This window comes from Heyndrickxia oleronia, from assembly GCF_017809215.1.
Taxonomy (GTDB): Bacteria; Bacillota; Bacilli; order Bacillales; family Bacillaceae_C; genus Heyndrickxia; species Heyndrickxia oleronia.
In genome coordinates, this window is sequence record NZ_CP065424.1 from 4848772 (window position 1) to 4862540 (window position 13769).

Here is a 13769-nt window from a genome sequence, read left to right on the forward strand (position 1 = left end):
TCTTCTCCCCACTTCCTATTTTCATTGATTACAGTTTCGTATGTTCTTTCACTTTGGACCCTTTTGTATTGGTAAAGTCCTCGAAATATTCAACTAAATCAATCTCACAGTCCTTCCCTATCACAACATTATTACCCCTTACTATTTTCGCTCGAACACCTTCTAGATAAATGTCATCTCCTTCGATGACTGTTGCCACTAATCGTGAGGGAAAGAGAGTTTTAAAGATTTTTATCAAACCATACGATTTCTGCCTAACCCTTATCGATTGTCCGCCTATTTCTTTTGCCATACATTCTCCATATAAAGTAATGTCAATATCTTCTGCATTTAATAGGCCACCAATTTTAAAAATTCCTTCCGATACGAATTCCTCCGTCTCACAATCTCCTCCAATAGTAGCCTTTCCATTTATTTTAAGACGTTCTCCTTTAACCATCCCACCGATTGAACAGCTTCCAGAGATCCTAAAAGATTCGTAAGTAACATCTCCACCTAAAGTGCTATGACCATCTACCGTTATATCTCTGCCCACTAAATTTCCATTGATTTTACCTTTACCATTTATTTGTACTCGATCAGCAGTTACGTTTCCATTTACATTGCCAAGACCATTACAATCGTATTTATTGCACTCAATATCACCTACAACGGTCCCCTTCCCATTTACACTAACCTCATCAAAGCTCCCCCCGCTTGAACTTCCAAAACCATTAATGATTAAATCCTTTTTTTCAACACCCATCTTTTGCCCCTCCAAGTTAGATCCATTTTGATTTTAATTCCTCTAAACAACTAGATAACGAAAGGCGAGATACCATTTTGGTCCCACTTTCAAAGTAAAGTGCATCACTATTTGAAGCTAAAAAGCATGAAGACATTCCAAATTTGCGAATAAATATGAGCTCTGCTGTTTTAGGATCTACTTTTAAATAATAATCTGTTAATACCTGCAAAACGATTTTCCCTTCGTCAAGATTAATCTCTCCAGATTCCAACAGCTTTTCAAGAATATAAATAGTTATCGTATGTTCAAATGAAAACTCCTTCATTTGACCCATGTTATCTATAAAAAAGTCTATGACCAGTTTTGAAGCAATACCTCGTTTAATCATTTCATCTTCATCAAGACTTAACTTTGTAAGATCAGGAGAAAATACATCTGCCAGCTCATCTAGAGAAAGATTTTCCTTCATCAGTTGAATTTTTTCAATTCTTTCAAGAATTCTCTCCTTCGGAAAAAAGGTTTCCTGCCCAGTAAAGGTTGATTTTCGAATAAACCATTCCTCTGGGATTAGATTTTTCCGCTTCCATCTGTATAACTGTCCATAAGATATTCCAGTCATGTCTAATAAGTCTTTTTTCGAAATTAAATCTTGACTCATTGTTTAACGACTCCTTTCATGAAAACAATGTAACATAACACTGTTACGTTTGACAATAATTTTTTATATAAATTTTTAACCCAATTTAAATTCAGGTAATATCACATGGTTAAATGAATCTAACTATGTATACTTAACTCAAAAAATCTTAGAAAAACCTACAGACTCCATAATGTCTCTGTATCCTTTATTGAGTTTAAAAGCAGGCAGTTGGGCTTTTACAGAAGCAACAGACTATCAAAAAAAGCCAAAGAAAAACAGCCTTCATAAAAGACTGTTACACTGTTTTATTCTATTACCTTTATATTATATTTAGTCATTTACCATCCTCTGAATAAGCTCTGCAACAGTTTCTTCCTTGCTTAGTCTCGGGCTTTGCCCTGACCAAAGTGACATAAATTCAGGATTGTTTTGTTCTCCAGCAGCTCTTCGGATATCCTTTGTTAGTTCATTTTGATAAGGATAACATAATAGTGCATCTTTTTTCTTGCTCATTTCTTGAATAAAATGGTTGTATACTCCTCTTGCATACTTTCCAGAAAAAACAGAGGTAAGGACCGTTTCATCCTCTGTAGTCTGAATAATCGCTTTTTTATGCTGTGGATGAGCGCCACTTTCCTTACAAGTAAGAAATGCTGTTCCCATTTGTACTCCTTGAGCACCTAAACATGTAGCTGCCTTCAAACCTCTTTTATCCATAATTCCTCCAGCAGCAATAACCGGAATAGTCACATGATCATTAATTTGAGGGATTAAAGACATAAGTCCAATTCCACTTTTCTCTGGGCTTTCTAAAAACGAACCACGATGACCTCCTGCTTCGCTTCCTTGAGCTACCACAATATCTAATCCAACAGCTTCAATGGCTTGTGCCTCTTTCACTGTAGTAGCCGTACCGATTAACAAGATATCTTTTTCTTTTAATTTCTTAACAATAGATTCAGTTGGAAGACCAAATGTAAAGCTGCATACAGGTACCTCCTCCTCTAAGATAATCCTTATCTGTTCTTCATATGCTTGTTTTGGCTTGGTGAATTTGCCCAAATCGTGAATCTTTAATTCCTCTCGATAGATTCGCAAATGCTTATCCGCCATCCGTATTTCTTCATCGGTAGCAACACATTGTTCCGGAACAAATAAATTGATTCCAAATGGATTAGTAGTTAAACTTTTTACTTCACGTATTATTTGCCTTGTCTGATCCGCATTCAAATAACCCGCTCCTATCATTCCTAAAGCACCTTCATTCGATACAGCAGCAACTAATTGCGGTGTAGTTATTCCTCCTGCCATTGGTGCTTGTACAATAGGATATTTAACAGATATTCTTTTCATCCACTCATGCATCACGTCCATCCCCTTATTTAAAAGTATTGAGTTTATTACATATCTTACACTTTTCGAGCAATTTCTCCTTCTTTTAGCTTATTTTTTAGAAGTAATGGAATATTTATGTAAAGTAAGCTAGAATAATGGTAGATATTCTACCTATCGGAGGTTCATTTATGGTCTATCAATCTCGAATTTTTCATTTATTCAAACCAGCTACGACTTTCTATCAACTCCAAAAAGCTGAAACCATTTATAGCCTAAAATGGAGAATACTATTACTGTTTTTCCTTAGCACAGTCATTTTCGCCGTTCAAGGATACTATGGAATTGGTTCTTCTTCAATTTCAACTACATTAACATTAGATCCTAGAAATATTTACGAATGGCATAAAGCTCTATTTATTATAGGAAAATTACTATCAGGAATAGCATATGCCTCCTGCATATTATTTGTACCAGCATTATTATTCAATATGATGACAGAAGTATCATTGTATAAGCTAGTTGTTCTACAGGTATTTGTCCTGTTCATCCTCTTAATTGAGCAAATAACCTACATCCCCTTGTTACTATTGCTTCATTTGGATTGGTATTCCTCTCCACTTTCTTTCGGGATCATTGGACAATATATTACGAAGATACCTTTTCTTATTGCCTTATTTGGCTGTATTTCTATCTTTAAAATCTGGGGAATGTATATTCAATTTACGGGATTGAGAGTACTGTCTGAAATGAAACGTTTACCGTTATTTGCAATAGTATTCATTATCAATCTATTATTTTGGGGAATTTCTGCATTACTTACTTATATGGATTTCTATCGCTTATTATAAGGTTGGTGAAGATCATGAAAAAATGGCCATATCTTCTTGCTCTTGCAATTATTTTCATAGGAATAAACCTATTTTTACTAGAAAAAAAAGATAGTAAAGTAGCTCAATTACACTTCGTTCCAAAGTGGGATATGGTAAAAAAAGAGAGCTTAGTACAATCATTCTCAAGTAATGGGGTAGTTATTCCTTCTGAAACACATCATGTATATATAGATAAAGAGGCAGGTTTTAATCAGTTTTTAGTAAAGGAAGGCGACGTAGTAGAGACAGGAACCCCTTTGTTCGAATACTCTACTTCTACTATAGAAAAGCAGCAAAAATTGCTTGATGCAGAAATTGAACGTTTAGAAAAGGAAATAGAAAGTATTGATGCATCCATCCAGAACCTAGAGGCAATGCTATCGTCTGCTGAAATAGACGAAAAAGCCTCAGAACAGAAGGATGATCAAATTCAAGTAGTACCAAAAACAGCGTCCTACTCCATTAAACTGGAGATAAACGATAAGGAACTTACAAAAGAAAAGCTCGAACAGCGTATCGATCAATACAATGATCAAAAATCAGGTTATAATGATGAAGCATCGAATTTAACTATCGTTAGTGATACAGCAGGGATCGTTAAAAAGGTAGCCTATGATTTAAATAATCCGGTCATTACTATCGTTTCATCGCAACCTATTATTCAAGGGTATTTATCAGAACAACAGCAGTCAAAAGTGAAAAGTGGGATGCAGACGCTAACTACCACCCATCTAATAAAAGGTAAAATGAAGGGAGTCATAGAAAAAGTAGGAACTACTCCAAAGAATGATCCAGATGTTGATAAACAATCAGTTTATCCTTACGAAATAGCTTTAGATAAACCCAATCCTAAATTACAAGTTGGCTACCATGTAAAATCGAACATTATTACAAAAGAAATAAAAGATGCTAAGGTTATACAAAAAAATAGCGTAGTCCATCAGAAAAATAAAGAATTTATTTGGTCATTAGACCATGGTCAAGTCAAGAAAAAGGAAATTCAAAAAGGATTGCAAGTTGATAAAAACCAACAAATTAAAGATGGAGCAAATATTGGTGACTTATATATCACAAAACCGCATCAAATTAAGAAACCTGGGGAATTTATTACGTCTCTAAAAATCACTAAAATAGATAAGCAAGCAATAAAAACAGTTGGATTAAAATCCTCGGTTAAATATATACTGATTGGTTTATTGCAAAAATAAGAATAAGAGCGCTGAAAAAGATGGCGCTCTTATTCTTTTTAACATATGGCATCATAAAAGAATATTTTAGCGCCAACCTCAAAAGCTAAAGAATAAAACGGATGAGGTGGCACCTTATGAAAATATTGCTATCGGTATTATCTTTATTATCGCTACTCTTCTATTCATCACCATTCTTCGCAAGAGCAAGTGAACAAACTCCTAAAAAAGTGATATTTATGGTCATGGATGGAACCAATTCAGATGTAATTACATTATCTCGCTGGTTTAAAGGTCATCCACTTGCGCTTGACAGTATTCTTGTAGGCGGTGTACAAACGTACTCCTTACGATCCGGTATTACTGACTCAGCAGCTGCGGCAACTGCAATGTCCACAAGTAAAAAAACTGTCGAGGATATGATTGGTATGATACCTTATATGGATCGAGAAATAGGCTCTATTGCACGTCCAACTTCCACTATACTGGAAGCAGCGAAACAGAAAGGAATGGCCACAGGAATTGTTGCTACATCCCCTATTCAACATGCAACACCTGCAGCATTTTCGGCGCATTCTAACTCAAGAAATGATTATGATGACATTGCAGAACAACAGGTTTATCAAGACATGGATGTTGTATTAGGCGGAGGCAAGATGGCCCTTCTTCCAAAATCAACGAACCCGAGTAGTTTACCACAACACTTATCTGGAATAGGGTCAACACTTCCACTGTATCGAAAAGATGGAGAAAATTTAATTCAAATACTAAAAAAGAAAGGATATCAATACATCGAAACAAAAAAACAGCTCAATTCCGTATCCAGTTCTAAAATTTGGGGTACCTTTGCTACAGAGGATATTGCATATGAGTTTGACCGCAAACGTTTAGCTCCTCAGCAACCTTCATTAGCACAAATGACGAAAAAAGCGATCAATGTATTATCAAAAGACCCCAACGGCTTCTTTCTCTTTATAGAAGGGAGTAAAATAGACTGGGCAGCTCATAAAAATGATCCAGTTGGGATGATAAGTGAAGTTCTATCCTTTGATTCAGCAGTTAAAGCAGCTTTGGATTTTGCAAAAAGAGATCAGAATACCCTTTTAATTGCGGTAACGGATCACGGAAATAGCGGGCTGACGATGGGAAACACTAATACGAATCATTCTTATTATAAAATGCCTGTGTCAAAATTTATTGGTCCATTAAAAAAAGCTAAATTTACTTTAGCAGGCTCCATTTCCCGCTTGAAAAAGGATCAATCAAACTTAAAGAAAATAGCACAAGATTATGGCTTAAACCCACTTTCAAAGCAAGATTATAAGCGATTAAAAACAGCCAAGAATCTTGAAGATGAAATGGCTAACCAATTAGCCAAACGGGCAAATTTAGGCTTTACTACTAAGGGACATACTGGTGAAGATGTATTCTTATATGCATATGGACCAAATAAACCCACAGGATTAATTAACAATACAGAAATTCCAAAAATAATCGCTTCTTTCCTACAGGTTGAGTCCTTTCAAAAGCTAAACAAACTTCTTTTTGTTGATGCCGCGGACTATTATGAACAAAAAGGATATCTTACTAAAATCGATCGCTCTAATAAAGAAAATCCTGTATTTATTGCTAAAAAAAATAATGAAACAATCAAATACCCTGCAAACAAAAATATTAAAGTTTTCAATGAAAATGTTGTAGAATTAGATGGAATTACTATTTGTAACGGAAATAAGTTCTGGATCAGTATTTTAGAAAAGCAAAAAGGTGCGGGGCCCACTCCCTCATCCTAAACCATAAAGAGAATGTATTGTTGGCATTAACTTAATAAGGAGGTGTTTTATTTGCCAGTAGATATCAACCTAATAGGAGAAGAATTGCAAAAAACATTAGATCCTAACAATGAAAATCATCAGAAACTTATCCAAAAAGGATTGCTGTTATACCGGCAACAGCTTGTATATCAAAAGAAAACATCTCAATCGGCAATAACTGCTAAAGTACAAGATGTAACCCCTGTAGAGGTTGTCTTGCATAATGATTTAAATTCTAGCCACTGCTCTTGCCCAATAGAAGGGATCTGCCGGCATCAGCTGGCACTTTTCTTTTCTACCTATAGTGAAACTGGCAGTGTTTTTGAATGGGTACAGGACTGGAAAAAGAACGATTCATCCAAACAGATTTTACAAGGAATGAAAAGAGGGAGTGACTTATTAAAAGCAAAAACTCCTGCTGGTGTAGATGATGGTGTAGAAAACTGGTTAAACCGTTTCCAACAAGCCTATCAAGGAATTGATATAACCAATGAATTTGTATTGGAGGTTTCGTGTAAGAATAAATATCGAAGTTTGATTGAATCGAGCCCTTCTCTACGAGAATGGAAACCACTATTCCAGCTATTTGCAGCGTATGAGTCAATAAAAATCGTAAATAGAATTTGCTCTTCTCAGCATATACGAACATTCAAGCGATATTTTGATTATATGCTGGATGAAGCAGATGAAGCGTTAAAAGTTCTCTCTGTAGCAGCAGCACCTTTCGCATTTGATGAGTATTTAAGGTATTTGCGTGAGGACTGTATTTTTTTACTACAAGAACCCACATATTATGAATTAGAACTTGTTGAATTTTACCAATTGCTATGGACATTATTATTTAAACAATCCATTTGGCGCAAATTAGAGCATAAACGCTTAAATGACATTATGGAAGACGATCAATCCAAACGTGTTAAAATCGGCTACATACATATTTCAATTCTATGCGGCTATGACGATCTCGCATTAGATGAGATACAAAAATACGGATCAGAAATCTCATATTTCTCATCATACTGGCTTAAGTATTTAAGTGAACAAAAACCTCAGGACCGATTTTACCAATACGTAAATACAATATCTGCATTTATTCCAGAGTATTTAGAAACGGAAAATGAATATGACCGTCTTGTTTTTATTCGCTCATTTTTTCAAAACATTGATGAGGGTTCCTTAGCAGATCAGAACCCACTCTTATTAGAAAAAATCTATATCCAAGCATTACCCCATACTTATTATCAATTTAGTGATCACTTATTTCGGCAAGAAAAATATAAGGAATGGGTTGAATTACAGCAGTATAAAGGGATCGAGTTAGAATTTATCGATCGTGGCAAATTGGATATGATCTCCAAAAATAATCCTAGTTTACTTATGCCACTTTATCACGATGCCGTGGAATTTTCCATTTCAAATCGTAATAGGGACTCATATAAAAAAGCGGTAAAATATTTAAAAAAACTTAGGACCATCTATAAGAAGGAAAAAATGATGGATTTTTGGGATACTTATTTAGAAAATTTATTACTTAAGACGAAGAGACTACGTGCGTTTCATGAAGAATGCAAAAGGGGCAAATTGATCGATGCTTAAAACAATGATGCTAAAGGTTCAAATCAAACCTTTAGAAGATGGACGGTTCTTTATCTATGTCAAAGATATAAATCAATCCTTTGTTCACCCTAATGATTGGAGAAAACAATTATTTATATGGCATAAAGAAAGCTATTTCGGAACTTCCTTGGATATTGAAACATTCCAAGGTGTAGATGGCATTACATTAAATAGCTGGGAGCTTTTAACTTTATTAGCGAATGAAAATTTCAGCTCCATTATTCAATGGGACTGGGATGAAGTAGGACAAATGTTTCTTGGTGTTGCTTATACAATGTATGAAGCTATACGCTCAGGGTCCTTTTCCCCGCTTTTTTCTAAAACTGATCCGGTCATCCAGTGGCCACTACCCCCTTATGTAAAGGAGGACTTCCATGAATCGTTCTGGACTCGGCCAATAAATGACACAACCGTATTAGAAATGGTTGAACATTGGTTTCAATCAGCAGTTGAAAACTATTATTTATCAAATCCTAAATTAAAGCAGAAAGTATCATCTTTAATCCATTCAAACTTATTACCAGAAGAGCTTACTTCCTATTTTAGTGACCAGAGTTTTCAACAGTGGGTGGCATTAGAAAATAAGTTACCCTTCCATATCGGATTACGCTTAACAGAGCCTGAAATGGAAGATGAGCCTTGGAAATTAGAAACAATTCTCCGCGATCGGAAAATAACGGATCGTTTATATCCAATAACAAATTATCCTGATAAATGGAGAAAATTTCAAGGAGATATAACGGAAGAACAGCTTAGGTGGATAAAGCTTTTTCCTTGGCTAAAAGATGGAAATGGATTAACAGATCAACTAGACGAGGATCAGGCATGGAGTTTTTTAACCGATGTCAGTGAGAAACTTCTAGTACTAGGTGTTGAAATATTACTACCTTCTTGGTGGATAGCTATGAAGGATGCACAAATCACTCTCAAAGCAAGAGTAAAACAATCCAGCGCTAGCTACCGACCGTCATTTGTCGGACTAAATGCAGTGGTAGATTTTGATTGGCGTTTATCCGTTAACGGTTCAGAACTATCCGAGGCAGAATTCCAACAAATGATTGAAAGTAAACGGAGATTAATCAAAGTCAATGGTGAATGGGTAAGATTAGACCCAAAAATGATTAGACAGTTACAAGAGCTCATGCAACGTGCACAGAAAGAAGGATTAAGAGTTCGTGATATTCTTGAACAAGAATTCATAGATAATGATGAGGAAGCATTAGAGGATTATGACCCAAAAGCATTTGCTAAAATACAAATTGAACTAAACCGGTCTATTAAAACACTAATAAATCAACTGACCGATATGAATAATATCCCTGAGACCTCTATTCCTCAGGACTTTCAAGGAGAATTACGTCCATATCAAGTTCAAGGATATAGTTGGTTAACCTTTTTAAGAAAATACCAATTTGGAGCAATTTTAGCTGATGACATGGGTCTTGGGAAGACGGTTCAGTTACTTACATACTTATTACATGTGAAGCAAACCACTCCTGCAAATGGGCCCGCACTAATTATTTGTCCAACATCAGTGCTTGGAAATTGGCAGAAAGAGTTTGAGCGATTTGCCCCAAATATGAATGTAGTATTGCATTATGGTCCTAATCGTTCTAAAGGAGATGGATTTATTCAGTCACTTCATAATGTTGATATCATTTTAACAACCTATGGCTTATCCCATCTTGATTTTGAAGATTTATCACTCATTGAATGGAGCACGATTGCCATTGATGAGGCCCAGAATATAAAAAATGCAGGGACAAAGCAATCACGAGCTATCCGTAAATTAAAAGGCAGTCACAAAATCGCATTAACCGGAACACCGATGGAGAACCGCTTATCGGAATTATGGTCGATATTTGACTTCACGAACCACGGATTCCTTGGGACATTCTCTCAATTTCAAAAAAAATATATTTTGCCAATTGAAAAGGATGGCTCTGAAGAAAAAATACGTGAACTACAAGCAATCATTCGACCGTTCCTACTAAGAAGGACAAAGAAAGATCCTGAAGTCGAACTCAATTTACCAGATAAAATTGAGGAGAAAGAGTACTGTCCGTTAACGACCGAACAAGCTTCTCTCTATGAACAGCTTATTCGCGATACTTTTGATGAAATTGACAAATTATCAAGCTTTGAACGGAAAGGGCTCATTTTAAAAATGTTAGGCCATCTAAAACAATTATGTAACCACCCAGCTTTATATTTGAAAGAAGAGGAACCTAAGCATATTGAAAAACGTTCCCATAAAATTGAAAAGCTTATCGAGCTTCTTTCAACAATTTTAGATGCTCAGGAAGGCTGTTTAATTTTCACTCAATATATTGGGATGGGGAAAATAATTCAACAAACACTAAAACGCCATTTCCAACTAAATGTCCCATTTTTAAATGGAAGTATGCCGAAGGCAAAACGAGACGAATATGTACAGGCGTTTCAAAATGGCGAATTTCCAATCTTCCTTATATCATTAAAAGCGGGGGGTACAGGGTTGAACCTTACTGCAGCCAATCATGTCATTCATTATGATCGGTGGTGGAACCCAGCAGTAGAAAATCAAGCAACTGACCGTGCTTATCGGATAGGTCAAAACCGTTTTGTTCACGTTCATAAATTTATTACAACCGGTACACTAGAGGAAAAGATTGATGCCATGCTCGAAAAGAAACAAGCGCTAAATGATGAGATCATCCAAAGTGATAATTGGATTACAGAACTTACAAATGTAGAATTACAACAATTACTTTCCCTTTCATAAAACAAATAATTGGGGCAACCTGAAAAGGGGGATCATCATACACCAATTGAATCAAAATTTTGTCTGCTTTCTTAATTTAATGAATGGTGGTGTATGACTCCTTTTTTCAGATAGCCCCATATTTTATGAGGAGGCATCGGAGGTTCGATTTTTTCTTTTTATCTGATGAGGAGGAAATTGGGGAATATCTTTTGTTTAGATAGTAATATTTTGATTAGCATCATTTAGTTGTTTCTCTAAATAATTAGTTTGTATTGAAAGATTAACAGCACGTTGATTGACTTTTCCTAAAATAAGGATTAGGTCTTCTACCACTTTCTCTAGTTTTTCTATTCTCAACTTTAATTCATCCATACCAATGTCCTTTCTATTTATGATGTGTGCAGTTCCCTATCTTCTGACGGTTTACCACCTAGAAATTGTACTGAATTTGCAACAACCTCTGTTACATACACCCTCTTTCCTTCTTGATTTTCATAGTTTCTCGTTTGAATCTTCCCAACAAGTCCTAAAATAGAACCCTTAGAACAATATTTAACTGTATTTTCTGCAGCTTTATTCCATAGCGTACAAAGGACAAAATCCGCATCATATTCACCGGAACTATTTTTATATTGACGATTTAAGGCAAGTGTCACATTTGATACAGCTTTCCCCTCCATTGTATAGCGCAGCTCCGGATTTTTTGTTAATCTACCTACTAATGTCACTTGATTTAACAAACATCAATCATCTCCTTTTCATTATTTGACCTTATCATATCTAGATTTATTCAATTGGTAAAATGATGGAAATATACTTATGCGGTTAAAATTTGTTATAAAATGGTGAAATTTGAACGCGAAAAGGCCATTTTTAAAAGCATGAATGTATGAAATTACTTTTTTTCATGCCTTTTCAAGTTCTTAATATATTATGGTATAATTTTGACAAATAACTTAGGAGGAAATTCAATGAAGACCTTCAAAATTGTTTCACTACAAGTCATTGATAATGAAAATATAATAGACATCGTATTAGAAGATGGATTAATTATTAATAAAGAGGATGGAAAAATGACTTGGCTAATCGAAGCATATACAGATAAAAAATATTACGATTTTTTCCGAACAGCTCAACAAATGACCAATGATTTAAAGGTACAAGTCATTATAACAAATGAAGCGAATGATCCAGCTCCATTTAGAACCCACATCCGCTGTATAAAACTATTTGAAAAAAATATGAGTGTGCTACTTGAAGGCCATTTAAATGTAAAGCGAAACGAATATGCGGAGTTATTATTAAACGAGTTGGTGCAAGAGGGCTTTGCGGGTGACAATTTAATAGCAGAATTTAAAAATCGAATGCGTAAAAAGACTAAATATCCAGTATCAAAAAATAATTGATATCGGATTATATAAAAAGCTCTATCAGCTCCTGCCGTTGAGCTTTTTATAATGTTTCACTATCTTAAAAATGAATGTAAAAGGCTCTTTTCTACTATTTGTTACTTAAAAAATGTCATTTAGGAATATTCTAATTTCCTAATAAGGTTCTTAACAGCCATGCGAAAAGAGCCTTTATAAAAAAGCTCACATGTTATGTCTATTTGGTTTTGCTTTTCAGAGAATTAATTAAAAACTTCGCTTCCATCTTGCAAGAATAGGAGTCCTTATTATTATGCTTCCGTTGAAGGTTTTCAATGGTTTTCATTTGTTCATCTGTTGGTGCTTCTGAAAGGATTTTCTGAATGGTTTCGTTAATCTTGGCAGCTAATTCTTCATGGAAGGAAGGATCCTTTTTAATATCATCACTCAACTTATCGTACCAAGAGGCATGCTCATTTATATACACTTGCCATTGTTTAATAAAATCCTCTATATTATACTTTTTTTCATCCCAACCAATTTTCTCCATATATTGTTCAAAAACGGTTGAAATAGATCGAGAGATACTTATCTTCAATCCTGATGGTAATGAATGTAACATCTATGTAAAATACCCCCTAAATAATAGATTATTTAGACCATTTTCTACTATATCATAATTAAACACCTTGCAACAGGCATAATCACATTAACATTATTGTAAATCTTGGTAAATAGAAAAGGAACACTATTTATGAATTTTACTCTATTTTTTAATATTGAGCAACTATTTATAAATTACTGCATTATTTACAATAAAAAGCAGGGACACCCCTGCTTTTTATTTCTTATTATTATCTTTATCTTTATTGTTATTCATATTTATATCAGTATCATCTTTATCAATTTTATTATCAGTATCATTTGTATCAGTATCATTAAGGTCATTCGATTTATCGTTTAAATCACTGTCATGTAACTTATTATCATCCACATCAGTACCATCGCCAGTATCGTTATTGTCATCATTAACATCTGGGGTATTATGATCATTTACATCATTTTTATCAACATCATTTACCCCATTATTATTGTTGGGCGGTGGAGGATTTTGATTATCATTATTTGCACACCCTACAAGCATAAGTGCAGTAAGTACTGTTGCACCAAATAGTTTCATGAACTTTGTCATTTCGCTAATCCCCTTCCAAATGTTCTTCATTATGAATTTAATTTATGACCTGATATTACTATTCCCAATTGCCATAACTCCATTCAATACTTTAGTAGCAAAATACAAATGGGGCTATCTTCGTATAGTTTGTTGCTTTATAAAAACTCTACAACCATTCTTATACACCTTTTAAAAAAGTTTGCAGCTCGTGTTTCATTAGTATGAAGGGAATTAACGATATTCAACCTATATGTATAGTCAAAAACTTTACCTAAATAGCCTTTATAAATAAA

13 protein-coding genes are annotated in these 13769 nt (G+C 34.6%); 6 read left to right on the forward strand and 7 right to left on the reverse strand.

Going from position 1 to position 13769, the window contains the following annotated elements; genetic code table 11:
• Positions 1–28: 28 nt before the first annotated feature.
• From I5818_RS24305 to I5818_RS24315, 3 genes are all read right to left on the reverse strand, one after another.
• On the reverse strand, positions 29–745 hold the full coding sequence (locus tag I5818_RS24305) for a polymer-forming cytoskeletal protein (protein WP_058005299.1): 717 nt from the start codon (positions 743–745) through the stop codon (positions 29–31).
• 16 nt (positions 746–761) lie between these two features.
• Entirely contained in the window at positions 762–1385 is a 624-nt protein-coding gene (locus tag I5818_RS24310; protein ID WP_078109318.1) for a YhbD family protein, read from the reverse strand.
• Positions 1386–1697: 312 nt separating this feature from the next.
• A complete protein-coding gene (locus tag I5818_RS24315; RefSeq protein WP_235813375.1) occupies positions 1698–2732 on the reverse strand; it encodes a nitronate monooxygenase in 1035 nt (344 codons plus the stop codon).
• Positions 2733–2890: 158 nt separating this feature from the next.
• Between I5818_RS24315 and I5818_RS24320 the strand changes: the two genes are divergently transcribed.
• The 5 genes from I5818_RS24320 (at position 2891) to I5818_RS24340 (ending at position 10953) form a co-directional block, all read left to right on the forward strand.
• Complete coding sequence (locus tag I5818_RS24320) at positions 2891–3550, forward strand: hypothetical protein (protein ID WP_058005296.1); 660 nt, start codon at positions 2891–2893, stop codon at positions 3548–3550.
• Between the two features lie 14 nt (positions 3551–3564).
• On the forward strand, positions 3565–4779 hold the full coding sequence (locus I5818_RS24325) for an efflux RND transporter periplasmic adaptor subunit (RefSeq protein ID WP_078109319.1): 1215 nt from the start codon (positions 3565–3567) through the stop codon (positions 4777–4779).
• Between the two features lie 116 nt (positions 4780–4895).
• Positions 4896–6551, forward strand: coding sequence for an alkaline phosphatase (locus tag I5818_RS24330; protein ID WP_139358045.1), 1656 nt, complete (start codon positions 4896–4898; stop codon positions 6549–6551).
• Positions 6552–6602: 51 nt separating this feature from the next.
• Positions 6603–8168, forward strand: coding sequence for a hypothetical protein (locus tag I5818_RS24335; RefSeq protein WP_078109321.1), 1566 nt, complete (start codon positions 6603–6605; stop codon positions 8166–8168).
• Positions 8161–10953: a DEAD/DEAH box helicase gene (locus I5818_RS24340; protein WP_078109322.1), complete on the forward strand. Its 2793-nt coding sequence runs from the start codon at positions 8161–8163 to the stop codon at positions 10951–10953. The genes I5818_RS24335 and I5818_RS24340 overlap by 8 nt, the downstream gene beginning before the upstream one ends.
• A gap of 195 nt (positions 10954–11148) precedes the next feature.
• On the opposite strand, the gene I5818_RS24345 is transcribed toward I5818_RS24340, so the two are convergent.
• Together I5818_RS24345 and I5818_RS24350 are read right to left on the reverse strand one after the other, a co-directional pair.
• Positions 11149–11307 carry a hypothetical protein gene (locus I5818_RS24345; protein ID WP_158022243.1) on the reverse strand — a complete coding sequence of 53 codons (159 nt, stop codon included), beginning with the start codon at positions 11305–11307 and terminating at the stop codon, positions 11149–11151.
• A 17-nt stretch (positions 11308–11324) separates the two neighbouring features.
• The gene (locus tag I5818_RS24350; protein WP_058005291.1) at positions 11325–11675 is read right to left on the reverse strand and encodes a single-stranded DNA-binding protein; all 351 of its coding nucleotides are present in this window, start codon (positions 11673–11675) and stop codon (positions 11325–11327) included.
• A gap of 231 nt (positions 11676–11906) precedes the next feature.
• Between I5818_RS24350 and I5818_RS24355 the strand changes: the two genes are divergently transcribed.
• On the forward strand, positions 11907–12341 hold the full coding sequence (locus I5818_RS24355; protein ID WP_058005290.1) for a YwpF-like family protein: 435 nt from the start codon (positions 11907–11909) through the stop codon (positions 12339–12341).
• A gap of 199 nt (positions 12342–12540) precedes the next feature.
• Here I5818_RS24355 and I5818_RS24360 read toward each other — a convergent pair whose 3' ends face one another.
• Both I5818_RS24360 and I5818_RS24365 read right to left on the reverse strand, forming a co-directional pair.
• Positions 12541–12924 carry a protein-tyrosine phosphatase family protein gene (locus tag I5818_RS24360; protein ID WP_058005289.1) on the reverse strand — a complete coding sequence of 128 codons (384 nt, stop codon included), beginning with the start codon at positions 12922–12924 and terminating at the stop codon, positions 12541–12543.
• Positions 12925–13143: 219 nt separating this feature from the next.
• Positions 13144–13494 carry a hypothetical protein gene (locus I5818_RS24365; protein ID WP_058005288.1) on the reverse strand — a complete coding sequence of 117 codons (351 nt, stop codon included), beginning with the start codon at positions 13492–13494 and terminating at the stop codon, positions 13144–13146.
• Positions 13495–13769: the final 275 nt, after the last annotated feature.

Bases quoted from the DNA above. Each gene is read 5' to 3' on its own strand.
- I5818_RS24305 (WP_058005299.1), bottom strand. From the start codon at position 745: ATGGGTGTTGAAAAAAAGGATTTAATCATTAATGGTTTTGGAAGTTCA.
- I5818_RS24310 (WP_078109318.1), bottom strand. From the start codon at position 1,385: ATGAGTCAAGATTTAATTTCGAAAAAAGACTTATTAGACATGACTGGA.
- I5818_RS24315 (WP_235813375.1), bottom strand. From the start codon at position 2,732: ATGCATGAGTGGATGAAAAGAATATCTGTTAAATATCCTATTGTACAA.
- I5818_RS24320 (WP_058005296.1), top strand. From the start codon at position 2,891: ATGGTCTATCAATCTCGAATTTTTCATTTATTCAAACCAGCTACGACT.
- I5818_RS24325 (WP_078109319.1), top strand. From the start codon at position 3,565: ATGAAAAAATGGCCATATCTTCTTGCTCTTGCAATTATTTTCATAGGA.
- I5818_RS24330 (WP_139358045.1), top strand. From the start codon at position 4,896: ATGAAAATATTGCTATCGGTATTATCTTTATTATCGCTACTCTTCTAT.
- I5818_RS24340 (WP_078109322.1), top strand. From the start codon at position 8,161: ATGCTTAAAACAATGATGCTAAAGGTTCAAATCAAACCTTTAGAAGAT.
- I5818_RS24345 (WP_158022243.1), bottom strand. From the start codon at position 11,307: ATGGATGAATTAAAGTTGAGAATAGAAAAACTAGAGAAAGTGGTAGAA.
- I5818_RS24355 (WP_058005290.1), top strand. From the start codon at position 11,907: ATGAAGACCTTCAAAATTGTTTCACTACAAGTCATTGATAATGAAAAT.
- I5818_RS24360 (WP_058005289.1), bottom strand. From the start codon at position 12,924: ATGTTACATTCATTACCATCAGGATTGAAGATAAGTATCTCTCGATCT.
- I5818_RS24365 (WP_058005288.1), bottom strand. From the start codon at position 13,494: ATGACAAAGTTCATGAAACTATTTGGTGCAACAGTACTTACTGCACTT.